General features: G+C 35.3%; 24 protein-coding genes, 1 tRNA gene and 1 riboswitch. Of the genes, 2 read left to right on the top strand and 23 right to left on the bottom strand.

The features are described 5' to 3' along the window. Positions 1 to 858, bottom strand: coding sequence for a fumarylacetoacetate hydrolase family protein (locus tag JEM45_RS09270; protein ID WP_166626965.1), 858 nt, complete (start codon positions 856 to 858; stop codon positions 1 to 3). Between the two features lie 125 nt (positions 859 to 983). Between JEM45_RS09270 and JEM45_RS09265 the strand changes: the two genes are divergently transcribed. Beyond that, the gene (locus JEM45_RS09265; protein ID WP_035855668.1) at positions 984 to 1,415 is read left to right on the top strand and encodes an acyl-CoA thioesterase; all 432 of its coding nucleotides are present in this window, start codon (positions 984 to 986) and stop codon (positions 1,413 to 1,415) included. Positions 1,416 to 1,593: 178 nt separating this feature from the next. Here the strand turns inward: JEM45_RS09265 and JEM45_RS09260 are convergent, their stop codons facing one another. The 21 genes from JEM45_RS09260 to JEM45_RS09160 all read right to left on the bottom strand — a co-directional run bounded on the left by JEM45_RS09260 (position 1,594) and on the right by JEM45_RS09160 (position 20,067). Beyond that, positions 1,594 to 2,412 (bottom strand): metallophosphoesterase, encoded by an 819-nt coding sequence (locus JEM45_RS09260; RefSeq protein ID WP_198687364.1) that lies wholly within the window; start codon positions 2,410 to 2,412, stop codon positions 1,594 to 1,596. Positions 2,413 to 2,537: 125 nt separating this feature from the next. Next, positions 2,538 to 2,735, bottom strand: coding sequence for a hypothetical protein (locus JEM45_RS09255; RefSeq protein WP_198687363.1), 198 nt, complete (start codon positions 2,733 to 2,735; stop codon positions 2,538 to 2,540). A 150-nt stretch (positions 2,736 to 2,885) separates the two neighbouring features. Further along, the gene (gene tenA, locus JEM45_RS09250; protein ID WP_035855684.1) at positions 2,886 to 3,563 is read right to left on the bottom strand and encodes a thiaminase II; all 678 of its coding nucleotides are present in this window, start codon (positions 3,561 to 3,563) and stop codon (positions 2,886 to 2,888) included. An 81-nt stretch (positions 3,564 to 3,644) separates the two neighbouring features. Continuing rightward, positions 3,645 to 3,743, bottom strand: a riboswitch (TPP riboswitch). A 202-nt stretch (positions 3,744 to 3,945) separates the two neighbouring features. Further along, a complete protein-coding gene (locus JEM45_RS09245) occupies positions 3,946 to 4,467 on the bottom strand; it encodes a hypothetical protein (RefSeq protein WP_217623503.1) in 522 nt (173 codons plus the stop codon). 101 nt (positions 4,468 to 4,568) lie between these two features. Further along, a tRNA-Thr gene (locus JEM45_RS09240) sits at positions 4,569 to 4,639 on the bottom strand. A gap of 96 nt (positions 4,640 to 4,735) precedes the next feature. Next, entirely contained in the window at positions 4,736 to 5,530 is a 795-nt protein-coding gene (locus JEM45_RS09235; protein ID WP_166626969.1) for a sugar phosphate isomerase/epimerase family protein, read from the bottom strand. Then, positions 5,530 to 6,609: an ABC transporter ATP-binding protein gene (locus JEM45_RS09230; protein WP_166626970.1), complete on the bottom strand. Its 1,080-nt coding sequence runs from the start codon at positions 6,607 to 6,609 to the stop codon at positions 5,530 to 5,532. The genes JEM45_RS09235 and JEM45_RS09230 overlap by 1 nt, the downstream gene beginning before the upstream one ends. 11 nt (positions 6,610 to 6,620) lie before the next feature. Beyond that, complete coding sequence (locus tag JEM45_RS09225; protein WP_166626971.1) at positions 6,621 to 7,436, bottom strand: carbohydrate ABC transporter permease; 816 nt, start codon at positions 7,434 to 7,436, stop codon at positions 6,621 to 6,623. After that, the gene (locus JEM45_RS09220) at positions 7,426 to 8,301 is read right to left on the bottom strand and encodes a carbohydrate ABC transporter permease (protein WP_166626972.1); all 876 of its coding nucleotides are present in this window, start codon (positions 8,299 to 8,301) and stop codon (positions 7,426 to 7,428) included. The genes JEM45_RS09225 and JEM45_RS09220 overlap by 11 nt, the downstream gene beginning before the upstream one ends. A gap of 61 nt (positions 8,302 to 8,362) precedes the next feature. Then, the gene (locus JEM45_RS09215; RefSeq protein ID WP_166626973.1) at positions 8,363 to 9,658 is read right to left on the bottom strand and encodes an ABC transporter substrate-binding protein; all 1,296 of its coding nucleotides are present in this window, start codon (positions 9,656 to 9,658) and stop codon (positions 8,363 to 8,365) included. 6 nt (positions 9,659 to 9,664) lie between these two features. Continuing rightward, positions 9,665 to 10,345, bottom strand: a complete 681-nt coding sequence (locus JEM45_RS09210; protein WP_198687361.1) for an HAD family hydrolase — start codon at positions 10,343 to 10,345, stop codon at positions 9,665 to 9,667. Positions 10,346 to 10,531: 186 nt separating this feature from the next. After that, a complete protein-coding gene (locus JEM45_RS09205) occupies positions 10,532 to 11,098 on the bottom strand; it encodes a glycerol-3-phosphate responsive antiterminator (RefSeq protein WP_166626975.1) in 567 nt (188 codons plus the stop codon). A 25-nt stretch (positions 11,099 to 11,123) separates the two neighbouring features. Further along, entirely contained in the window at positions 11,124 to 12,302 is a 1,179-nt protein-coding gene (locus tag JEM45_RS09200) for a benzoate/H(+) symporter BenE family transporter (RefSeq protein ID WP_198687360.1), read from the bottom strand. A 334-nt stretch (positions 12,303 to 12,636) separates the two neighbouring features. Continuing rightward, the gene (locus tag JEM45_RS09195) at positions 12,637 to 14,094 is read right to left on the bottom strand and encodes an IS1182 family transposase (protein ID WP_198687359.1); all 1,458 of its coding nucleotides are present in this window, start codon (positions 14,092 to 14,094) and stop codon (positions 12,637 to 12,639) included. Between the two features lie 185 nt (positions 14,095 to 14,279). After that, positions 14,280 to 15,230 (bottom strand): NAD-dependent epimerase/dehydratase family protein, encoded by a 951-nt coding sequence (locus tag JEM45_RS09190; protein ID WP_198687358.1) that lies wholly within the window; start codon positions 15,228 to 15,230, stop codon positions 14,280 to 14,282. 53 nt (positions 15,231 to 15,283) lie between these two features. Continuing rightward, complete coding sequence (locus tag JEM45_RS09185; protein ID WP_198687357.1) at positions 15,284 to 15,949, bottom strand: ABC transporter permease subunit; 666 nt, start codon at positions 15,947 to 15,949, stop codon at positions 15,284 to 15,286. A 3-nt stretch (positions 15,950 to 15,952) separates the two neighbouring features. Then, positions 15,953 to 16,660 (bottom strand): amino acid ABC transporter permease, encoded by a 708-nt coding sequence (locus JEM45_RS09180; protein ID WP_026866081.1) that lies wholly within the window; start codon positions 16,658 to 16,660, stop codon positions 15,953 to 15,955. Between the two features lie 31 nt (positions 16,661 to 16,691). Further along, positions 16,692 to 17,528, bottom strand: a complete 837-nt coding sequence (locus JEM45_RS09175) for a transporter substrate-binding domain-containing protein (RefSeq protein WP_198687356.1) — start codon at positions 17,526 to 17,528, stop codon at positions 16,692 to 16,694. A gap of 23 nt (positions 17,529 to 17,551) precedes the next feature. Continuing rightward, a complete protein-coding gene (locus tag JEM45_RS09170; RefSeq protein ID WP_198687355.1) occupies positions 17,552 to 18,307 on the bottom strand; it encodes an amino acid ABC transporter ATP-binding protein in 756 nt (251 codons plus the stop codon). 11 nt (positions 18,308 to 18,318) lie between these two features. Continuing rightward, positions 18,319 to 19,185, bottom strand: a complete 867-nt coding sequence (locus tag JEM45_RS09165) for an NAD/NADP octopine/nopaline dehydrogenase family protein (protein ID WP_198687354.1) — start codon at positions 19,183 to 19,185, stop codon at positions 18,319 to 18,321. Positions 19,186 to 19,392: 207 nt separating this feature from the next. Then, entirely contained in the window at positions 19,393 to 20,067 is a 675-nt protein-coding gene (locus tag JEM45_RS09160; RefSeq protein WP_198687353.1) for a GntR family transcriptional regulator, read from the bottom strand. A gap of 188 nt (positions 20,068 to 20,255) precedes the next feature. Between JEM45_RS09160 and gltS the strand changes: the two genes are divergently transcribed. Then, complete coding sequence (gene gltS / locus JEM45_RS09155; protein ID WP_198687352.1) at positions 20,256 to 21,455, top strand: sodium/glutamate symporter; 1,200 nt, start codon at positions 20,256 to 20,258, stop codon at positions 21,453 to 21,455. Between the two features lie 42 nt (positions 21,456 to 21,497). On the opposite strand, the gene JEM45_RS09150 is transcribed toward gltS, so the two are convergent. After that, positions 21,498 to 22,625 (bottom strand): M20 family metallopeptidase, encoded by a 1,128-nt coding sequence (locus JEM45_RS09150; protein WP_198687351.1) that lies wholly within the window; start codon positions 22,623 to 22,625, stop codon positions 21,498 to 21,500.

Below are 22,625 nucleotides of genomic sequence, written 5' to 3'. Positions count from 1 at the left end.
TCACTCCATTTTAAAACAATTTGTTAATCTACCGAGTGACTCAATTTCTACTGTTACAGTGTCACCGTCTTTTATCCAAGGTTTAATTGCTGTTTTATAACCTGAAGCAACACCTTCTGGAGTTCCTGTTAAAATAATATCGCCTGGCTCTAAAGTCATAAACTGGGAAGTATAACTAACTAAACTTCTACTTTTAAATATCATATCATTCGTATTAGAATCTTGTCGTAACTCACCATTGACATAAGTCTTAATACGTAATTTATGAGGTTCTCCGAGTTCTTCTAAGGTGACAATGTATGGTCCAACGGGACAGAACCCATCATAGGTCTTACCTGTTAGCCATTGGCTCGTTCTAAATTGTGATGTTCTCTCCGATACGTCATTCGCATTTGTATAACCAAAAATATAATCCATAGCGTCTTCTCTACTGACACTTTTAGCTGTCTTCCCGATTATAATCGCTAACTCACCTTCATAATCCATTGCAGTCACACCTTGCGGAATATTTATAGTACTATTATGCGCAGTGAGTGCGTTGTTAAACTTAGAAAATAGTATCGGATGTTTGGGAATATCAATTTGCATTTCCTCAGCGTGGCGTTTGTAATTTACCCCAACACAAATGATTTTTCCTGGATTAGGAACAGCTGGTCCAAGAGTGAGACTGTCATACTCTAGAAAATCCACACCTTCACCTTCAATATAAAAATCAATCAGTGCTTCAGCCTTTCCTTGATGGTTCATAACCTCTTGAATCGAACTAAAATCTTCAGATATGTCGAGTACACCTTTAGAAGTAAGTACACCTGTGCGACAATCTCCTGAATCTGGATCTATAAAAGTTAGTAATTTCATATTATTACCCCATTCCTAGTTACCTCATTCTATCATAACCTTTATTTTTCCGGTCTAAAAGTCGAGGAGATTTTTACAGTATTAGAATGATACAATATTAATATGTATTAATAGGAGGATTTTTCATGAGTGTATATGTAGCAGAAACAGAAATTCAAATCTTGTATGCAGATACTGATATGATGGGCGTCATCTATCATGGTTCATATATCAAATGGCTTGAACTCGGACGTCGGAAACTAATTGAAGACATCGGTTATGATTATTTAGCGATGGAGAGAGAAGGATATTTAGCCCCAGTACACAACGTCAATATTACCTATGCCAAACCACTAAAATACAGTGATCGTGCCTTTGTCCGCACCTGGGTAGAAGAAAATACAGGTATGCGGACCATCTACGGTTTTGAAATTGTCAACGGAGATGGTGAAGTTTGTACTCACGGTACTACGACACTACTTGTAGTAAAAAAAGTTGATGGAGAGTTCAAACCAGTCGTCTTCAAGCGAGTTTTTCCAGAGTGGTACGCTAAATACGAAGAAATCAAAAAGAAATAAACAGTGTTACCGGCAAATGAGCGTATTCATCTGCCGGTACTTTTGTTTTACTGGACAAAGATAGCACTCATTGACCGGTATTTTGACTTTACCAGTCGATATAGAATTCTCATATCACTTATATTTTTTCGGACAAGTTAATAAATAAACTTAAAATAAAAAGACTCAGGAGGTCTTTTTAAATTTCTATAATTTCTAAGGCATCACGTATCTCATGAACAATATCTTTTGTCCGCCATTCTCTACGGTATCCAAGGCATGCACAAATATATTTAACGCCACCTTCAATAACTTGGTGTCGAAAGTGGATATGCCCCATAACGCTGTATTTAATATCATAGTCCCCATAAAATGTGTCAAAGTCTGACGTACCAATAAAGGCATTGTAGTAATCAAATAAGCGGTTTGGCATGGGAACTCTAAATGCTTTATGTGTTGCGACATGGGTCATTAAAATAATTTTCTTATCCTTTACCATTTCCAAATCATGTGCAGCTTTTTCTGCAAATTCTAAAGATATCTCTGGATCGCTTTTTCCCCAATCTACACGTACTAAATCTTGCCATGTTCCACCGTAATAACTCCGCTCTTCAAGACGCGCTTTGGAAAAGCGGTCACTTGCGTAAGTATAGTCGTACCAAGCGGCATTCATAACGATTGCCCAGCCGTTACCTAGATCTACAGGTTCGCCTTCTTTATAATACTTCGTGCTTTTGAAAAATTGATGAATCTCATTTGTCGTCTTATCATCTCCGGATTGATTCCAAAAATCATGGTTGCCTGGCACAAAGTAAATCACAACGCCTGTCATTTGTTCCAGTGCCTGCATGAAACGATAAGACCGCATATGATCGTTTGAAATATCGCCCGCTATCAACAACACATCGAGTGATTGACGATTCACCTCATTTGCCAAGGTTAAGGTAAAATCCTTCTGTTGAAGGTTTTCATCATTGTATCGATCAATATGCAAATCAGAAATCACACCAATTTTCATACTTCTTTTCGCTCCTATAATATGTCGAATTATATATATTATATATGATACCCTTACAAAATTTTAATAATTCGCATCAAGAAAAAAAGCCACCGGTTTTTACCAGCGGCCGATATTCAAATGTTCTATTCACCTTCGTCATCTGATTCAGTATCTTCTGACTCTGTATCTTCTGATTCTGTGCCTTCAGTCTCTGTTTCAGTTCCTTCTGTACCAGATTCTTCTGTTTCTGTACCTTCCTCTGTACCTTCTTCAGAACCGCCTCCGCATGCAGCAAGTGCCAATACGCCTACTAATGATGTAACAGTTAAGAGTTTCTTCATAATTAATTCCCTCTCCTTAAAGTAGTATAGGTTTTCAGACTGAATCGTGATGTTAGTCCTACCTTACCCCAAAGAAATTATGGAATACACATGTTTTACAGACCCTTAACAATTTAGAAAACTTATTATTATGAATAATTAATTTCCTAGTCATTTCTCTCCTTGTATAACATCCCAATTAGATTTATTTTCACACATCTCCCAAAACATATACTCGTACTTACTTGTTTTCACCACAATTTCCTCTAAGACAAGCAATTCACGCTCAGGTTTACCCTCTGCTAAACGATTCATCAGCTTCATTGCAGTATTATTTAATGCAGTAAACTCTGTGTCTGAATACATATCCACCCATTCTTTATATGGATTATCCTCATGGTCATAATTTTTCTTTAAGTGATTTCCTATAAAGTTATAAGACCATGCACAAGTCAATAAGCATGCAGCCACAACAGCTGCATCACCGCGCTGTGCGTGATTCAACATGTATGAGGTATATGCTGTATTTTCACTAGCCGCCTCAGTTTCTAATAGCGCATCCTCTGAAATTCCAAATCGTTTTGAAAAACTTCTATGAAGCTCCATCTCGCCAAACAACGTTCCATGTAACAACTCAGCAAATAAATTCATAGTATCTAAATCCGGTGCCTTCTCTGCACCAATCGCCATTAAGCGTGCATACTCAACTAAATACACATAATCCTGTTTTAACCAATGTTGAAACTTATCAATTTCAAGAGATCCATCACCCAAGCCCATCACAAAAGGATGGTCTAAATACGATTTCCAAATTCCTTCTACACGTGTCCATAATCGATCTGTAAACATATCAATTTCTCCTTTTGACTAAACAAGATAAAAACCCGAACCTTATGAGCGGTCCGAGTCCATAAATACCATGTTGCCAAAGTTTATCGACACAGACTTCCCTATCGCAGGTCCTAACCTACAGGTTCAAAGGGTCGATTGTTCATCTCTCAGCACAAAAGTGCACCCCTAGTCTTTATTATTTAATTTGTAGGTGAGCAAAAAGGCAAAACTTAACACCCAAAAGTTTTTGAGGGAAACTCCATCGAAAGAGATAATCATCACTATGATTGTCCATCAGTCGTTTGATTCGAATTCTTAAATCGTAACAGATAAATAAAACGTAAATTGTAATCCATCAAATTCTCGATTTAAAATAGGTCTCTTTCTACCAATACATGACTTATATGCTTGTTAGTGTGACGTCAATCGTTTCAGTACTGTTAAATTTATCGATTAAGATTGATTTTTTGTTAACGAGTGTTTCAAGTTCTGACAGATATTCTTTGATCTCATCTTCATTGATGATACCCTCTTCAACAATACCTACCCCAGATATAGTCTTAACACGTTCACGACCATAGCCAAAAGTAATATTGTTCTTTATATTGTTGATGATACCACGTTCAATTTTCAATGACTCTAAGGCACTAGATGCGGTTATTTCAGTGCCGTCAAGAACCACTGTAGCTGTAGAATTTTTGTGGTGAATTGCTGTTTTTAAAGTTACTAAATCATTTCTCAATTGCTTTACTTTAGCTAGTGATTCATTAACTTTAGAAAGCTTATCTGCATGATCAATTTTTTCATTGTTAACCGAAATAGGCACTCGGTACTCTGTACTGAATTTCTCATATTCATTAGCGAGTTCGGTTCTAAGATTACTTACAGTAAAAATTGCTTCTTGTAGAGTGAGTGTTGTCATCATAACCTCCAAATTTCATTCTTTATTTAACATTATCGATTAGTACAATCTTTTGCAAATAATTAAACAAAAAAACCAACTCTTGTAGAGTTGGTTGAAACAGCCGACAACGAGAATCGAACTCGTATTGCAGCCTTACCATGGCTGTGTTCTACCATTAAACTATGTCGGCATAAGTAATCAATACACTTTACTATAGTATAAATGGCAAATTATTTCTAGTCTATTTATAAGAAAATAAGAGAACACAGCATGTTGTTTAAAAGTCTTACTTAAAAGTTTTATATAAGAAGTCCAAATCTTCTTTTATTGCACTTATATCATTACCAAGATCATAGTTATATTCAAGAACTAAGTCCGCTTCTGGTGTATACATATTATACAATTTAACAAAGTCTTCAAAATCTAATGAACCATCATGAATTCTATTATGATCATCTCTCCCTTCAACATTATTATGCAAGTGATAATGCGTAATTTGCTCCTTTAAAGAAGAAATAATATTTTCAAGACTCCAGTTATTAGCATTAACGTGGCCAATATCGATAAGTAGATTATTTCCCTCTTCTTTACACATACTTATAAATTCTTCTTCATCAAATAGTACATTATTTTTAGCATAGACCCCTGCATTTTCAACGAGGATTTCAACATCAGATTCTTTACAAATGTCATCCAATTCATGAAGATTTTTTTGACTTTCAACTATTGATGAAGCTTTATTCTCATCAGTAATTTTTTTGTTATTATGATGAAAAACAAGATGCTTGATATTTAAGTCTTCACAGATTTCTAAGGTTTGTTCAATCTGGTCTATGGCATATTTATAAGCATCTGTACCTTTCTCTGCACTATGCTCCACCTTAAAATACGGACCATGCATGGACAAGGGTCTGTCTTTGATTAGCGATTTAATTTCGGCTAATTCATCTTTAAATCTTTTATCTTCAAAATTCGGGAACAGTTCAAGTCCAAAATCGAATGTATCATAATCAACTAGTAATTCTTTTAGTGGCTTAAATCCAGTAGTAATAAATGCGTTTGTACTAAGTAAAATATTCATTATAAATCCTCCATCAAATATTTATAGTTTGTTTCTGTTTCTTTATCAAAGAAGTGAACATGTTCTCGATTAACGATAACCGACACCTCGTCTTGATTAATGATTGTGTTAGACATTACAATAATTTCTGTTGCACCAATTTGAATGGTGTGAGCGACCTCTGCTCCAAAATTTTCTCTAAAAATGACTTTCCCTTTGATGTCCCCATCATCATTTTCACTAATCTTCATATTTTCCGGTCTAATACCGAGATATACTTTCTTACCTTCTAATTCTTTGCCCACTCCATTGATACTACTAATATCTATGGATTGTTCATCGAAACAGAACTGCTTATCTTTAACAAAACCATCAAGAATATTCATTGGTGGTGAACCAATGAACTGAGCTGTAAACAAGTTCCTTGGTTGATGATAGACGTTATAAGGCGTATCTACCATCTGAACTTCACCCTTATTTAAAACGACGATACGATCTCCAAGTGCCATCGCTTCAACTTGGTCATGAGTCACATAGACAAAAGTCTGTTTAAATTCTTCATGAAGCTTTAATAACTCTCTACGAGCCACTACTCTTAGTTTTGCATCTAGATTTGATAAGGGTTCATCTAGTAAAAAGTAATTTGATTGCTTCACTGTTGCTCTAGCCAAAGCCACTCTTTGCCTCTGACCCCCAGAAAGATCTTTAGGCATACGCTTTCTATACTGTTCTAATTCCAGCATTGCTAAAACTTTCTCTAAACGATTTTCTCTATCAGTTTTAGATACTCCATTACGCTTTAATGCATAGAGAATATTTTTCTCCACACTCATATGGGGATATAAGGCATAGTTTTGGAAGACCATAGCAATATTTCTTTCTCCAGATGCTAGATGTGTTACATTTCTATCTCCAAGAAATACTTCACCACTAGTGATTTTTTCAAGGCCTGCAATCATCCTTAATATAGTCGATTTACCACATCCAGAAGGGCCAAGAAATATAGTTCTCTCCCCTTCTTTAATCTCTAGATTCAAATTATCTATTACGGTATTGTCACCATAACTTTTGTTTACGTTTTTTAAAATAATTGATGTCATTAACTTACTCCTCACTTAATTCCGCTAGATGAAAAAGTATTTATGATGTAACGTTGGAAAATTAAATATAAGATCAATGGAATCGCCATTGTTATCACAGATAAAGCCATAGCTACCGTAAAGTTTGTCCCACCCTCTGAACTTACAAATAGCTGTAAAGCGAGTGGCAGTGTATAACTATCTCTAGAACGTAGCATTAGAAGGGGCCAGACATAATCATTCCACGCCAAGATAAAAAACCAAATTGCTGTTGAAGTTAGTGCCGGTCTGACAATTGGTAATACATGATCCTTCATAATATTAAAAGTAGAGATATTATCTACTTGAGCTGCCTCAATTAAAGGTTTAGGAATGTTTCTCATTGCTTGCGTTAACATAAATATTCCTATGGCATCTGCTAATTGTGGGAGAATAACTCCCCATACACTGTCAATTAGGTCAAAATGAGAAACGATTAAATAGTTGGGTATCATAGTGACTGTAAAAGGAATAAAAATGGTACTGATTAGTAAAAAATATGTTGCTTTTTTAAATTTAAAATTAAAATATGTCAATGCGTATGCTGCCAGCAAAGAAGTTACTATTTTGAAAAAAGTGATGATGCTCGCAATGACAAAGGTATTCAATGTAATCTTGAACAATGGAATTGTTTCATATAAACCTTGATAATTCTCGAGAGTAAATGAATTAGGAATTAAATTAATTGTTGACACGAAGGCGTCATTTAAATGTTTAAAAGAGTTTGATACTGCAAATAAAATTGGATATAAGGCAACCACTATAAAAATAATGATTAGAATGTGCCATATAAACTGTCTAATTTTCATAATATACATTCCTTTCTACAAATATGAATTGCATTGCAAGAAGAAACATAAATATGATTAAAGTAATGACAGAGCTTGCTGCTGAGACTCCTGTATTAAATAGATCAAATGCTTCATGATAGGAGTGATATATTAGGTTGCTACTGTGGTAGTTAGGACCACCTTGTGTGACAACTCTAATCGGAGTAAATACATATTGTAGCCCCTGCACAATGGTCATAATTAATATGTAAAAACCTGTTGCTGAACTCATCGGTATGATGATATCTGTAAAAATTCTAAATTTAGATATTTTATCCACCTTAGCTGCTTCAATAATTTCAGTTGGTATCCCGACAATTCCTGAATAGAGCACAATAAAGTTATAGCCAAATACTTTCCAAGCTACGATTAGACTCAGAACGACAATAACCATACCTTCAGTTACTGTCCAATTCGGTATAGATAAACCAAACCAAGCTAAAACGATGGCGACCGGTCCTGATACTGGATTCAAAATCCAAAGAAATAACATGGAGCCAACAACTAGAGAAATTACGGAAGGTGTAAATATCGCAACCTTGTATATACCTTTATTTGATTTAATTAAATGAGCGATAATATATGCCATTATGTAGGTCAGTCCTGTATTAAGAATAATAAAAAGTAAAATATATATGAAGGTTTGGACTATAATTCTTCTAAATGTTGGATCTGTTAATAGTGCCTTATAATTATCTAAGCCTACATATGTTTTATTTGGAGATATTAAGTTCCAATCAAAAAAACTTAAATAAATCGTATAAACTAATGGCCCTACTGTAAAAATAGCTAATAGTAATAATGCAGGTGCCAAAAGTAGTATATTTATATACTTTTTACTCACCAAAAAGCCTCCTTATTTTAAAGCTACAGGAGATTGACCATTCAATCTCCTGTCTTTAAAATTATTCTAAAAGATTGTTGATTTCTTCTTCTGTATTAGATACTGTTTCCTCAACATCTACATCTCCGCCTAGGATAATATCTCTCATATCTAATAATTTTTGTTCCGCTTCTAAGCCAGAATCTCCTGGGAATGAAGCCCACGGAACCATGGCATCCATCTGCTCAATGGCTGGGATCATTAGCTCATTTTCTTCTAAAAATGTTTTTAATCCTTCCTCACTATCCGATACGCCTTCACGTGGTGGCACATAACCCGTACCTTTAGTCCACTCGGCAATAGATTCCACACTGTATAAATATCTCATGAACTCCCAAGCGGCAGCTTGCTCATCTTCCTCTTGTGCTGTAATTGACAACATCGCTCCACCTGCTGGTACACGCTTTTCTTTTCCTTCCCAAGTCGGTGACTGTATTGCAGCAACATCAAATTGTGAATTTGATTCGACATTATTACGCTGTGCAATTGTCGTATAAAGCATGCCGACATTACCGTCAATAAAACTCTGAATGCCTTGATCCCATCCAATGTGTAGCGCTAGATTATCATTGACAAGGTCTTGATAATATTGGAATACTTCAATACCTTCTTCAGATGCGAAACTCGCTTTCCCATCTTCTATAAAGTTAGCACCATTACTTTCAACCATTGCTTGTTGACCCCATGAATCTGCTGGTTCTTGAATATAGACACCATACTTACCTGTAGTTTCATTAATTGCCTCAGAATATTCTCTGACTTCTTCCCAAGTTGTTGGGCCTTCAACATCTAAGCCAGCTTCTTCTAACAAATCTCTATTGATATATAAAACTGGGCTACTTAATGAATAAGGAATACCGACTTGATTTCCTTCTGTATTTTGACCAAGTTCTAGAATATTAGGTAAGAAATTATCTTCTAAAAATGTACTGTCTTCATCATGATAATTATCAATCACTTCCTGAGGTTCAACATACTCAAAATTCTCAGAGAAGTAATCTAAAAATGCCCACCCAACTTGTACAACTGCTGGCGATTTTCCTGAAGCAACTTCAGCTTGCATATTAGACATTAATCCTGCATACATATCTGGATTGTATCTCGCGATAACTTCTACATTATCGCTCTGTGCATTAAAATCCTCGACGAGTTGGTCGACAGTATTTCCACCTTGTGTTTCTGCATTGACGTGCCAGTATTCAATGACAGTTTTCTCTTCGGTTTCCGCTGATGCCTCATTTGATTCATCACTATTTCCACAAGCTGCAAGTGACAGAACAAATAGTGACATGAGTAACAATAAGTATTTCTTTTTCATAAAAATTTAAACCTCCATATATTTTTCAACTAGATAGTCGTTTAACTGATCAAGGTTATAAACGGTAATATTATGTACTGTTTGCTGATTAAAATGATTAATGTGTATTGAATCGATGCCAGAATCCACAGATGCTTGTATATCATTATGATAGTTATCCCCAATTTTAATAATATTATGCCCTGGAAATTTTTTAGCGATTTCTTCTATATGATTCCTAAGTTCAACGGGCTTCTTTGCATCAAAGATATACATATCAAAGTCGCCATTAAGGTTTAAATAATCTATAAATGGTGTCGCACTCACTTCCGGTGAGTTTGTCATTAATACCTTTGGTAACTTTAGATTCTTAATCGTATTGATTAGCTCGAAGTTGATTGAAATCTCCTGATTATTAATCATTTTTTCTCTTGTTTTAAGAAATGCTTGATGATTATCTTCTTCGGAAATATTATATTTATCTGCAATATAAAAGAGGATTTGCCATACATCACCAAGCGCTTTTTCTTTGTATAAAAGTTCTTTTTGATCCGGCATAGAGAATTGCTCAGCAATCTGCTTATAATCCTCCAACATCTCCGCTCTTTTACTTTCCACAACTGTTAAATTATTAATATATGTGTCGATAAAATCTTCCGAGTAATATAATGTGCCATCCATGTCAAATACTAATACGTCGCTAGTCACAGAGTTTCTCCTTTAATATATATTTACTTTTAAAGTGTGGCGCCTATCATTCCCTCCTTAAAATAAGAGAGACCAATACTGACATTTCAACTGAATGTCAATATTGGTCTCTCTATCGCACCATTTGCTATTCACTTTTCAATAATTATAATAACTAGTGAATATTAATTTTTGTTGATTATTTTGTTAATAATTGTTAGAAATATATTTCCACATATTAATATTAGAAGTGGAGACAGCTTCTGCACCATGTTCAAGCGCTCTTTCAAAAACGTAATCGTAATTGACTAAGCCACCTGTAATGATTGGTATATCTGTATGCTTTTTTATTTCAGGAATTAAATCTGAAACTAGAGCGGGCATGATTTCTAAATAGTCAGGTTGATTTTTTTCTAAACCTGCCAAAGTTAAGTTCAACATTCTAGTATCTACTATAAATGACCTTTGTACGACTTCTAATTTTTCTTTGTGTGCCCTTTTAATATGACCGGACCTCGTTGTGATTATACCTTTAGCTTTAACATTATTCTTTAAATACTTAAAAGCATAGTCATCGACCTTCAAGCCATCTATATATTCTAAATGAATATAACACGGAATGTCCTCGTCATTGAGCTGCTTGACTATGTGCTCTAAATTACTAATGTTACCAAATAAAACAAATACACATTTCAAGTTTTCCTTAAATTTAATTGCCTTTTCTAATTGTTTAAAATTTAATACTGCAGCGATTAGTTTTTTATCTGCTTTCATTTTTTCCCTCCATATTTAATCCTAACTAATCCTCTATAAACTTCGCAATGATTGTGCCAATTAATAAGGCCCATATTGGTGCACTGATATAAAAGTAAGTAATGCCTGATGCTGAAATAATAAAAGCAAAAATCACACTCATAGTATATTTAGGATTGGAAAAACTCCGTTTTAATGTTGAAGAAAATACTCCGATTAAGACAAAACCAGTCAGTATTGCCATCAATGATGCTGGTAGATCAAACATTAAAGGAACCAATGCCCAAGCGAATACTGCAAAGATAATCATGACCACACTTGAAATAACTGAAGAAATGTAACGTTTTGATTTTTCTCCTGAGGCATGATCTGACGCAATAGTCGTCATCATTCCACCAACATTGGCAGATTGTCCGCCAAAGATAGTGGCACCAAGTGAAGCAATTCCACTTGCCGTCAAAATATTGTTGACTGGGACTTTATAGCCATTACTTTCCAAAGCACCAATGGCAGGTGTCGCATCATTTGATAGTATTAATAAAGTTAAAGGCAATGTGATTGAAATGATTGCGGAAATAGAAAATTCGGGCACAGTAAAGGTAGGAGCAACCGGAGTGGTACCTATCGCCGAAAAATCGAAATGATTCAAGACAAAATACATAATCACCGCTGTAAATACACCCGCTAACATTGGTGGAATAATTAAATCCCATTTTCTAAAAATAAAAAACACTAGAATCGCAGTCAGACCTATAGCTGGCATTTCTATAGCTGCAGGTATGATTCCAAATACGTACGATGAAATAATACCTGCCAACATCGCAGCAATAATTTCCCGGGGAATCCAGCTCATCACTTTTTTAAATATCCCTGATACACCAAATAAAATGACGATGAGTGCAGTAATGATATAACTACCGACAAGCTCTTCAAAAGTGAAATATGGTGTCACTGTGACTAAAAATGCAACACCTGTAATAGAGTGTGCGCCGACTATAGGCATCCGGTAGTAAAGGGACATAATGAGTCCAAGTAGCGCACCAAAAATATGTACACCATAAAACCAAGTGATTGTTTGTTCATGACTGATCATACCCGCATTTGCCGCTTCAATTACCATAACGGGTGGACCGATAATACCTAGCATTCCAGTCATCAAACCACCTGCAATATTATCTCTGTTTATATCATTTAATATTTGTGGTTTGTATATACTATGTTTCATAAAAAAGTCTCCTGTCTACTAATAACATAATGCTATCACTACTATAAATTTTGTCTAGTTATATTGAGATATTAAGACCATATATAAATAATTCAACCCTCTCATATATAATATGACAGGGTTGATACAAAAGTTTTACCCTCAAAACTAAGCCGAACGTTAGCAATTCTTGAGGCATCGCGTGAGCCTGTAGTCTCACACAGATGCTATTCGAGGCTGCTGAAAAACCTTTAAGATGTTATGGCAATAAGATTTAATTGTGAAGAAAAGAAGCATTATCCAGAAAAACATTCTGATAATGCTTCTTTTTATGTGTATGAGCGTGATCTACTGTCTATTTTTCGTTAATTAGTTTGATTATTCTTTTCATATTAGTGACAAATATTGTGGATGCTCCCTGAATATTCATGCCAAATAGACCCGAGCTGTGTGCTTTTTTATACCCGTGTCGATGTTTTAATTCACTATTTTTCGCTTCAATTTTATATCGCTTTTTGGATAACCGTTTAAACCCTTCGGTTTCCTGAAATGCTTCCTGAGAGCTGTGTTCTGAAGATTTTATTCTGACAGAATAGGTTTTAGTTTTCGCACCTTCCCTGTAACACCCTTCACGTAATGGACATACCTTACATTTTTCTACGTCAAAGAAGTATTTTAATTGATCATTCCGGGCAGTGTCTTTCTGTTTCTTAACCCCTTTGTGGATAGCTAAATGTCCGGCTGGACAGACAAACATATCTGCGTCTTTATTAAATTCAAATTCTTTGTCTGAATGACGTTTACCGTGAGTAATGACGGGATGTAATCTTGAAGTCAACTGTAGATTTCTTTCCTGTGCGTATATAAGGTTTTGTTTACTCGAATAAGCTTTGTCTCCAACTATATGATCTACTGTAGTTCCATTTCTTTCACTTGTTTCGATGAGTGACTGAAGTTGCTTCGTATCACTCTGATTTCCAGTTGTAATGACTGCTGCTGTGATGATTCTTTCATCAGACATCGCAATGTGCGTTTTATAACCGACGAAGGAGTGGTCTGCCGCTTTATATCCTTTACGTGCATCAGGGTCTTCGTTAAAGTGATTATCATCGCTAATATCTTCAATAACCTCTTTAACATGGTTCATCTTTTCCTGAATCGCTGGAATCTGATTGATTTGTGGTTTATTTTTAATCACATCTATAATGTTATGAGTGTAATCTATAGTATCTTCTAAGCGGTCTGATGTCGGTTTCTCAGGAAATTCTGTTTTAATTGATTCATCATACTGGTAGATTACCTTCCTCAAAGACTTCGCATGTTCCTGTATAGACTCTGACGCAGACTTTGATTTAAAGCGAGATACAGTATGTGTAGAGTCCACAATCAATGTATGGCTAGTCAATACATTATGTTCTAAAGCCAGCTCAACAGTTTTTTTAATAAGTAAATCCAATAAACTTACATCTTTTAATCTTAATTTCCTAAATGTAGTAAGTGTACTTTCGTGGATCACAGTGGCTTCGGGACCTAAGTCCAAAAAATACTTAAAAGACATATCATACATTGCCCGTTCGACTAAATCTCTATCTGAAAGGTTATAAATTTGTTTTAAAAGAAGGTATTTGAACATACGAATAGGTGGTTCCGCATTCCGTCCATTATCCAAACAATATTTATCTTTAAGTTCTTCCTCAATAAAGCTAAAGTCAACTAAATCCTTCATCTGGCGAAGGATATTAGTTTTTGGAATAAGCGTATCATAGAGACTGTCGTGGGCGCTGAGTTGTAACGATTGTTGCCTTTCAAGCATCAGTTTCCCCTCACTTCATTTTTATTAATACTATTATAATAGAAAAAGCGGCTGCTGAAATAGTCAAAATGACTTTTTCAGCAGCCTCATGCTATTCCCCTAGAAGTCTAACGTCCGGCTTTTCAAATAAAATTATTTATTTTTCTGTTCTTTCAAGATTTTGTCCTAGACTCAAATAAAAGTTTCTACTTCTTATATTTTTCTTTTATAGCAGTCAACATGGTGGTTGTTAGCTTTTCTAAATCATATTTAGGTGCAAAACCCCACTGCTTTTCAGCTTCGCTACAATCTAGCTGTTCTGGCCATGTATCTGCAATTTTTTGTCTGACAGGATCGACATCATAGTCTATTTCAAAGTCTGGAATATGTTTTTTGATTTCAGTTGTAAATTCTTTAGGGCTTGCACTAATAGCTGTGATATTAAAAGCATTTCCAGTACTTAAAGATTTAGCATCTGCTTCCATCAGCTTGATGATTGCATCAATCGCATCATCAATATACATCATATCGAGATATGTTTCTTCTTCTAGGAAGCAAGTGTACTTGCCTGATTTGATTGCTTCAAAGTATATATCGACCGCATAATCTGTTGTACCGCCCCCGGGTTCTTTGATATGAGAAATCAAGCCAGGGAAACGCACACCTCTAGTATCTACATTAAATTTGTCATAATAATAATCACATAGTAGTTCTCCGGATACTTTATTTACACCGTACATTGTATTCGGTCTTTGGATCGTCGTTTGCGGGGTGTTTTTCTTAGGTGTTGATTCTCCAAAGGAACCGATTGAACTCGGTGTGAAAAATTTCAAATCATGAATTCTAGCTACTTCCAGCGCATTAATCAGTCCATTCATATTGATATCCCATGCTAATAGTGGATCTTTTTCACAAGTTGCACTCAGTAGAGCAGCCATGTGAAGAATTGTATCTGGCTTAAATTTTTTAACCAATTCATCCATCTGATCAAAGTCTCTAACATCTAGAATTTCTAATTTACTTGTAATCATCTCATTATCCGAATTTTTATGAACATCTGTCGGCAGTACATTCTCTTCACCGTACAATTCCATCAATTTTACTGTAAGTTCTGTGCCAATTTGCCCTAATGCACCAGTTATTATTATTCTTTTCATCAAAAACTCCTCACTATAAATTTGTCCATTACATTCTACTGTGTAAATATTCTTCATACTTGCTGGAAAGCGTAACCGTTATGGCCGATATTGCCCAATACATTAATGCCGCTGCAAAAAAATGCTTCTACATAATAAGAATTGTCCGTTGCGATTAGACGTGCTTCTGCAAAAATATCGACAACTGTAATCATGAAACCTAAAGAGATTGCTTTCATTACAATTAAAAACGAGCTACTAAATTCAGGTATAGCTTCTACTAAAGCTTGGGGTGCAATTATTTTTTTAAACATTTGATACGGCGTATATCCTAGTGATTGTGCCGCTTCAATTTGTCCTTTATTTATCGATAAAAATGATCCCCTAATTGTTTCAGCCTGGAACGATGCTACAGTAAAAGAAACAGCTACGATTAGAATAATGGCAGGTGGAATATTCGTCCCATTGTAATCAAGACCGACTAGACCGGATAGGTAAGTGACGGTATCCGGTAATGAGTAATACATCAAGAATATTAGTACAATCAGAGGCGTACCTCTTAATAATAATTTTGTTATCACTACAATTTGTTTGAGTACGGGTACATTATATTCTTGAATCAATGCCATGACCGTACCAATAAGGATTGATAATATAAATATCGTTATCGCCAACAATAACGTCTGCGGTACAACTGCTAATAATTGAACAAAATCCTCAAACAGTATCAAAAAATTCATAGCCTAAGCCCCCTTTGTATTTAAACCAGAATCTAGTTTGAATTTCTTGTTCTTCTTCTCGAAGAAGCGAATTATTGCATCTGATGCAAAAGTCAACACAACATAGATTGCAGCAATAATTAAGAATATTTGCACCTGATTCATCCCATAAGATGAGGCTGCGATTAGTTGTCCACGTCCCATAATGTCTACAACACCAAGTGCAAACACTAATGATGTATCATGAATTAAATGAATCAATGCATTCCCCCAACCAGGTAAGGCTACTGGAATTGTTTGAGGTAAAGTGATTCTTCTAAACTTTTGAATTGGTGTGTACCCCATACTGTCAGCTGCTTCGTGTTGCCCCTTATCTAAAGCTCTGTATGCAGCTCTGAATACTTCAACTAGATAACCACCGTGGTATAGTGATAATGCAACGATTGATGCGACGGTCGCAGTGATATAGGTCGTGCTAAAACCCATACTTTCAATGACTGGTGGAAGTGCATAAAACACTATAAACAGTTGTATAATTATCGGTACACTTCTTGTAAAAGATGAAAATGTGACTGTTATCTGCTTTAGTACAGGTATTTTCTTCACCACAATAATCGTTAAAATTGTTCCTAATATCAGCCCGCAAATTGCTGAAACAACTAACACAATCAATGTGATATATGACACCTGCATTAATGAAAGCAGAATCTCAGTAATTGTAGGATTTAACATTTTGTGTAGCCCCCTTTGTTAAATTACTATGTTATTCTTCCTCTTCTGTTAATTGATAATCGTAAATATCTTCACCATAGTACTCTTCAGAAATCTCAGATAGTGTCCCTTCTTCACGCAATTCCGCTAAAGCTTGATCAACTTCCTCAAGTAACTTTTGATTTTCTTCTGAGTCATGTATCAGCATGATAGTCTCACCGACAAAGATTGGTTCAGTCTCAACCACATCTAAGCCCATTGCTTCAATTACATCCCTTTGACCTAGGTTAGCCGGGCCTATAAATGCATCATATTTACCTGAATCAATTTCTTTCATTCTTTGTGCATATGGAATATCCCCACTTGACTCTTCCAATTTCAAGTCGTATTCTGGATTTTCCTCCATCCAATCTATAACGACTTGTATTGTGCCTCCCCCTGCAGTAAACGGCGTGATTTTCTTACCTTCTAAATCTTCCAGAGTTTCAATTCCACTATCAGACCTAACATACATCTTAATCAAACTTCTTCCCGTCGCATTTTCAGGAACTAAATACTGCTCCTCTCTTTCAGGAGTGGGATAAAAGCCTCCAACATTCAATTGGTACTTCCCTGTTTTCAATCCTGTTTCTTGAGCACTATCTGCTACAGCTTGAATGTTAAATTCATAATCCTCTAGCTTCTCATCAACCGCCCTTAGCACACCTGGCTCATAACCTAAAATTTCACCATCTACTTCTTGCCAACTTAAATTTTTAGAAGTAGGTGGCGTAGTCACGTCGATAACTTTAGCACCGTCTGCAGATACTTCATTTTCATCGTCATCATTACCACATGCGGCTAGTAATACCAATAAACCTAGACATGTCATCACCAAATATTTTTTCATCTGCAACTCCCCCTTTGTATCACTTATTTTGCAGATACAGCTTCTTTCAAATAGAACTTACTTAAAAATTGTTTCGTTCTTTCATTTAGTGACTTTTCGAAGATTTGTTCTGGTGAACCTTCTTCTACAACATAACCATTCTCCATAAAAACAACCTTATTAGATATTTTTCTAGCGAAATCCATCTCATGAGTGACCAGTAAAATGGTAACCCCTGTTTTTGCTACTTTTTCTATAACACTTAAAACATCGTTAACAAGCTCTGGGTCTAATGCAGAAGTCGGCTCATCAAACAACACAATTTCAGGATTTACAGCCAGGGCTCTAGCAATACTCACCCTTTGCTGCTGACCACCAGACAATTTAGATGGATATTCATTTTCTTTGTCACACATTCCAACTTTGTCTAGTAGTTCCATGCTCTTCTCATAGGCTTCACTTTTCGACTTATTATGAACAACAATCTGCGCATCCATAACATTTTCTACAACCGTTTTGTTTTTAAATAAGTTAAACTGTTGAAATACCATCGCTGTCTTTCTTCTTAAACTCAAAATCTCTTTCTTATTTATTTTCTTGAAATCCACACTCATATCCGCAAGGTGCATGTTACCCTCATTTGGTTCTACCAAATAGTTTACGCACTTCAGAATCGTTGTTTTACCAGTACCACTTGGACCAATAAATGTCACAACATCTCCTTTGTTTACATTCAAATCTACGCCTTTAAGCACTTCCTTATCACCAAATGATAACTTCAGATTTTTGAATTCTAACATTTCAATTCCCCCTATTTTTCTAATCCACAATCTTGTAGAATTTCTTCAATCGATAAGTCGTTAAAGCTTACGCCAGTTTCTAAATAATCATTACCTGAGAATAGAGATAAGATATGCACTAATTTTTCAGTGTAAACCGTGTCTACTTCTAGTTTTTTTGCTAACTCCATAATCGGTACTAACCCAAAAGGAATATCTTCAGTAAAATATCTGTGATTTAAAGTGTTCGGTCCCGCTCCATCCGGAAATAGTGATGGTAAGGCTTCAAATAAAGAATCATGACTTGTACCATAGAATTCATTTAATAACGACAGAATATCTTTCGTTTCAATGTTAAAGAGATCTGCAATCTTCATTCTTTCCTTATCAAGATTTTCAATATAATCAACCGTTAATTTAGAAACACCCTCTGGGTAAAATTCAAATTTTTGCGCCGAATCTATTCTGCTCGCATTGAAGGCAACTATAGGAACGTGTACAACAACATTTGTGTTATTTAAAGATGTCATTAAGACATTATTTGCGTGGTTTAAGTGTGGAAATTTTTCAAGTAGATTTTCGTATTTTGTTCTATCTTCTGTATTGGTATGTAAAGTACTGACCATTACATTGTTTTTAATTTTTCTTACCTCTACATTTCCTTTATCATCTGCCTTACTAATAAATGGTTGTGCACTTGTCTCTGCGACAATAAGGTTCTTGTCTTCAATGTCAGAGCCCAAGACTTGTCTACATTCTAATGCACCCCAATAACCTGGAATAAATAAGATAATTTGATCCTTTTGTAGATGCTCCTTCATTTTCTCGATAACATTTTTATGACCATCTGCCGTTGTAGATACAATGATAACTTCCGCATCAGTCACTACATCAGCCATATTTGTATGCGCTTCCAAATTGGCGGTACCTGAATAAACACCATTTACTGAAAGTCCTTTTTCGTTTAAAATTTGAGCTCTTTCTAGATTACTTGTGTATAGCTTAACTTCATCCCGTTTAAAGATAAGTATCCAGATATGGCCTGTCCTGTGTTTCCTCCACCAATAACTGCAAATTTCATTAAAATCTCCCCTTTGTTTTAAAAATTAATTCGTATCATATTCCTCTAGAGACTGCACAACAGAATCTTGTGCATCTAGTATGTGTTTTTCAAGTGTTTCAACAGCTTTTGATTTATTCTTTTCAATCATTAGCTGTAAAATCACTTCGTGCTCATGTGACGATGACTGTATGCCTAACTTGCTATCATGGGCAAGATTTCGGTATCTATTAATCCGATCGTTTAGCTGCTCTAATAGAATTAAAGCTGTGTCATTCCCACTTAACCGATAGATTTCAGCATGGAATCTGTAGCCGAAATTCTCAGTTTCATCTCGACTTTCGAGCTTAGAAGTGACTTTAATCATGTCTGTTAAGTATGTCAGATGGTTGATGCTTTCCTGATCCAGATGATCGATTGCTTCCTCGATTAGGATACCTTCCAATTTACTGCGGATTTTGAATAACTCTTTTACTTCTTTTTTTGATATTGAAGAAACTTTAAAAGTACCGTTAGCTTGTTGTGCAACTAACCCTTCCCCTTCTAACTTTTGTAAAGCCTCTCTCATCGGTGTTCGACTTACGCCAAGTTCCTTTTCTAGGTTAACTCTATTAATTGTTGAATCTGGTTTAAGTTCTAGTTTAATGATTCTTTCTTTTACTTGTTCGTATGCGATATCTTTAGTTGAAATTCTGGTTAATCCATTTATTGTGTCAGTCAAATTTTGATTCACCTCCGTAATTCGTATAATTGTATACAATTATTATAACGTACATAATTCAGATTACAACGAATATTATAATATTTCTGATAATTAATTAAAATTTGTAATCGTTTACTAAAATATTCTTTCTCTTTGCTCATTTATAATGTATATTCAAAACATCCTATAAAGAAGGTGATTATATTATGGAAATAAATCAAGTAACTTCGTTATTTTTAGCAATCTTAGTATTACTGATTGGCTCATATCTAGCTAAGAAAATTAGTATCCTCGAACATTATTCCATCCCTGCTCCGGTGATAGGTGGATTATTGTTTTCTTTTTTAATTTTTATTTTACATAGTTTTGATTTAATCACTATTAGCGTAGATACTTCTCTTCAGAGTCTATTCATGTTGGTATTTTTTACTACAGTAGGACTTGGGGCAAGTTTTAAGTTAATAAAACTAGGAGGTAAACTTCTAATAATTTATCTCCTAGCTGCTGGTTTCTTATCTTTAGTCCAAAACACACTAGGTGTGTCAATTGCCACATTATTAGGCATTGATCCGTTACTCGGTCTAATGGCATCTTCTCCTGCAATGATTGGTGGACATGGTGGTGCTGCAGCATTCGGTAGTACTATTGAAGGTATTGGAGTTGAAGGCGCAATAACAGTTGGGATTGCAGCAGCTACATTAGGTTTAGTTGCCGGAGGGATAGCTGGAGGTCCAGTTGCTCGCTTTCTTCTTAAGAAACATAATTTAAAAGGCCCAGATAACGAACAAATACAGGAAGGAGTTTTAGAGAACTTAAACTCAAAAAAAGAAGTCACGACTTCTGACTTCTTTGTATATTTAGGTATTATTACTTTCTCAATGGCTTTAGGTTCATATCTAGGTGATACCTTTTCAAATTTAACAGGCTTCGTATTACCAAATTATGTTGGAGCAATGATTGTCGCTATCATTGTGAGATCACTAATTGACCACTTCCAAGATAATATTAAATTTGATTTTAAGCCGTCAATGAATGATTCTATTGGAACAGTGGCTTTAGGAATATTCTTAGCAATGGCCATGATGAGTATACAGTTGTGGGAATTAGCAGATTTAGCTTTACCAATCCTATTGATTGTCTCTGTAAATGTGCTATTTATTATTCTTTATACTATCTTTGTAGTGTTTAGATTACTCGGTAAAAATTACGATGCAGTAGTAATGCTGAATGGTATGGTTGGACATGGTTTAGGAGCTACTCCTACTGCAATGGCAAATATGAGTACACTCACTGAGAAATTCGGACAATCAAGAACTGCATTTTTGATTGTACCTATAGTTGGAGCATTTTTAGTCGATACAATTAATATTCCGATAATTGTATTCTTTATTAATTTATTTGGGTAAGAAAAATGGTGGAGAAAATTTCTCCACCATTTTTGTCTGTGTCTACAACACCACTAGCAACTTACTAAGTAATGCTGCTCTATTCGGGACTTCACTTGCGATAATATGTTCATTCTTCGCATGAATACCTTCACCGACTGCACCTAGTCCATCGAGTGTCGGTATTCCCAGATTAGCAGTGAAGTTACCATCACTCCCACCACCGACATAGGCTTGTTTTAATTCACCTAAATCTAGATCTTCAGCAACATCTTGGGCAATTTCAAATAACTCTTCAGTTTTCTCATTTTTATTCATTGGTGGTCTATTAATACCACCAGTCACTTTAAGTTTTATACCTTTTTCATACGGTTGTATGTTTTTAATATATCGATCTATTCTTAATTGCTCCTCTTCATTTTTCACCCTGACATTCACTCCAAATTTCGCAAAGTCAGGTACTACATTTAACTTCCCACCACCTTTGATTGAACCTACATTAATTGTCGTACCAATTTTATAATCTGTTAGGTTTTCTAAATCAACAATATGTCTAGACGCTTCTTTAATTGCATTGATTCCATCTTGGTGATTATTACCAGAATGCGCCTTTCTACCTCTAACCTCTACATAATATCTAGACGACCCTTTACGTCCTGTTTTCAAGGCTCCGGTATCAGCAACAGGAGGTTCTGTAACAAGTACATAATCACTATCCACTGCCGCTTCTTCAATAATTTTCTTAGAAGAAGGACTACCAATCTCTTCGTCACTTGTACACAAGAATACAATCTTATTATCAGTGTCTAAGCCCAAGTCTTTGATTGCTTTAATTGCCCAAATTGCTTGAACTAAGCCACCTTTCATATCAAGTATCCCTGGTCCATACAATTTATCCCCTTCAATTTTTACCTGTAAATCCCCTTCATCCCACACTGTGTCAAAGTGAGATAATATCAGTACTGTACTATCTCCTTCACCATATTCAAATCTAAGATGATTTCCATAATCATCGTTTTCAATGACTGCAGCAGTGTATCCAAAATATCTATTGAACAATTTTTGAATTCTATCTGCACATAAATCAACCAAATCTGCATCATTAGATGGTGAGTCTCTTTCCACAATATACCTAATGTCACTAATAATATGCTCTTGATTTTCTTCCATGTATTTTAAGACTTTATCCAT

Source organism: Jeotgalicoccus sp. ATCC 8456 (assembly GCF_016313225.1).
GTDB classification, from domain to species: Bacteria; Bacillota; Bacilli; order Staphylococcales; family Salinicoccaceae; genus Jeotgalicoccus; species Jeotgalicoccus marinus.
The sequence above is the reverse complement of the archived record's forward strand: the minus strand, read 5'-3'. Positions and strand labels throughout refer to the sequence as shown.

Coding starts and splice junctions, on each gene's coding strand:
- JEM45_RS09185 (WP_198687357.1), bottom strand. CDS start 15,949: ATGAATTTTTTGATACTGTTTGAGGATTTTGTTCAATTATTAGCAGTT.
- JEM45_RS09190 (WP_198687358.1), bottom strand. CDS start 15,230: ATGAAAAGAATAATAATAACTGGTGCATTAGGGCAAATTGGCACAGAA.
- JEM45_RS09245 (WP_217623503.1), bottom strand. CDS start 4,467: ATGACAACACTCACTCTACAAGAAGCAATTTTTACTGTAAGTAATCTT.
- JEM45_RS09175 (WP_198687356.1), bottom strand. CDS start 17,528: ATGAAAAAATATTTGGTGATGACATGTCTAGGTTTATTGGTATTACTA.
- JEM45_RS09200 (WP_198687360.1), bottom strand. CDS start 12,302: ATGAAACATAGTATATACAAACCACAAATATTAAATGATATAAACAGA.
- JEM45_RS09170 (WP_198687355.1), bottom strand. CDS start 18,307: ATGTTAGAATTCAAAAATCTGAAGTTATCATTTGGTGATAAGGAAGTG.
- JEM45_RS09180 (WP_026866081.1), bottom strand. CDS start 16,660: ATGTTAAATCCTACAATTACTGAGATTCTGCTTTCATTAATGCAGGTG.
- tenA (WP_035855684.1), bottom strand. CDS start 3,563: ATGTTTACAGATCGATTATGGACACGTGTAGAAGGAATTTGGAAATCG.
- JEM45_RS09235 (WP_166626969.1), bottom strand. CDS start 5,530: ATGAATATTTTACTTAGTACAAACGCATTTATTACTACTGGATTTAAG.
- JEM45_RS09205 (WP_166626975.1), bottom strand. CDS start 11,098: ATGAAAGCAGATAAAAAACTAATCGCTGCAGTATTAAATTTTAAACAA.
- JEM45_RS09215 (WP_166626973.1), bottom strand. CDS start 9,658: ATGAAAAAGAAATACTTATTGTTACTCATGTCACTATTTGTTCTGTCA.
- JEM45_RS09195 (WP_198687359.1), bottom strand. CDS start 14,094: ATGCTTGAAAGGCAACAATCGTTACAACTCAGCGCCCACGACAGTCTC.
- JEM45_RS09255 (WP_198687363.1), bottom strand. CDS start 2,735: ATGAAGAAACTCTTAACTGTTACATCATTAGTAGGCGTATTGGCACTT.
- JEM45_RS09265 (WP_035855668.1), top strand. CDS start 984: ATGAGTGTATATGTAGCAGAAACAGAAATTCAAATCTTGTATGCAGAT.
- JEM45_RS09150 (WP_198687351.1), bottom strand. CDS start 22,625: ATGGATAAAGTCTTAAAATACATGGAAGAAAATCAAGAGCATATTATT.
- JEM45_RS09260 (WP_198687364.1), bottom strand. CDS start 2,412: ATGAAAATTGGTGTGATTTCTGATTTGCATATTGATCGATACAATGAT.
- JEM45_RS09270 (WP_166626965.1), bottom strand. CDS start 858: ATGAAATTACTAACTTTTATAGATCCAGATTCAGGAGATTGTCGCACA.
- JEM45_RS09165 (WP_198687354.1), bottom strand. CDS start 19,185: ATGGCTGATGTAGTGACTGATGCGGAAGTTATCATTGTATCTACAACG.
- JEM45_RS09230 (WP_166626970.1), bottom strand. CDS start 6,609: ATGACATCAATTATTTTAAAAAACGTAAACAAAAGTTATGGTGACAAT.
- gltS (WP_198687352.1), top strand. CDS start 20,256: ATGGAAATAAATCAAGTAACTTCGTTATTTTTAGCAATCTTAGTATTA.
- JEM45_RS09225 (WP_166626971.1), bottom strand. CDS start 7,436: ATGAAAATTAGACAGTTTATATGGCACATTCTAATCATTATTTTTATA.